A 1,013-nucleotide genomic window follows, 5' to 3' on the forward strand; every position below is an offset into this window, starting at 1 on the left:
CCTGCGATCGCGGCCGGCGCGGTGTTCGCGCAGAACCGCGCCAGCGAAGCCATCGTGCTCGCGCTCGCCGCCGACCACGTCGTGCAGGACAATGCCGCTTTCGTCGCCGCCTGCCGCGAGGGACTTGCGGCCGCGAGCACCGGGCGCATCGTCACCTTCGGCGTCAAGCCGGAGCGGCCGGCGACCGAATACGGCTATATCAATCCGGGCGAGGTGATCTCCGGCGAGGTACATGCCGTCGCGCGCTTCGTCGAGAAGCCGGACGCGGTGAAGGCCTCCGACTACGTCAATTCGGGCTATCTCTGGAACAGCGGCAACTTCATGTTCCCGGCGAGCGTCTTGCTCGACGAATATCGCAAGGTCGATGCCGCAAGCGTCGAGGCCGTCACCAATGCGGTCAACAATGCCGGTCGCGATCTCGGCTTCGTCACGCTGGAGCCGGAAGCGTTCGGCGCGGCGAAGGCGATCTCGATCGACTATGCCGTGATGGAGAAGACCGCGCGCGCAGCCGTCGTGCCGGTGTCGTGTGGCTGGTCCGACGTCGGCTCCTGGCACGCGGTGTGGGAATTGTCCGAGAAGGACGCGCAGGGCAATGCCGCGCATGGCGCCGCGGTGTTCGAGGATTCCCGCAATTGCAACGTCACCACCGACCAGGCGCTGGTCGCGCTCGAAGGCGTCGACGATCTCGTCGTGGTCGCAACCGCGGATGCGGTGCTGGTCTCGCGCCAGAAGGATGCCAACGGCCTGAAGCGTCTCGTGACCAAGCTGAAGGCGGTCGCGCCGAAGGTCACCGAGGAGCATCTCAAGGTGCACCGGCCCTGGGGCAGCTACCAGTCCGTCGACAATGGCGAACGCCATCAGGTCAAGCGCATCGTGGTGAAGCCGGGCGGGCGGCTGTCGCTGCAGAAGCATCATCATCGCGCCGAGCACTGGATCGTGGTCCGCGGCACCGCGCAGGTGACCGTCAACGAGACCTTGAAGACCGTGCACGAGAACGAGTCGATCTACATCCC

Annotated in this window: 1 protein-coding gene; it reads left to right on the forward strand. The window is 66.1% G+C overall.

Annotated features, from left to right (window positions below):
* The coding region (locus XH84_RS31770; protein WP_128948531.1) for a mannose-1-phosphate guanylyltransferase/mannose-6-phosphate isomerase at nucleotides 1-1,013 on the forward strand (1,013 nt) is incomplete at both ends.

Origin of the sequence: Bradyrhizobium nanningense, from assembly GCF_004114535.1 — a bacterium.
GTDB classification, from domain to species: domain Bacteria; phylum Pseudomonadota; class Alphaproteobacteria; order Rhizobiales; family Xanthobacteraceae; genus Bradyrhizobium; species Bradyrhizobium nanningense.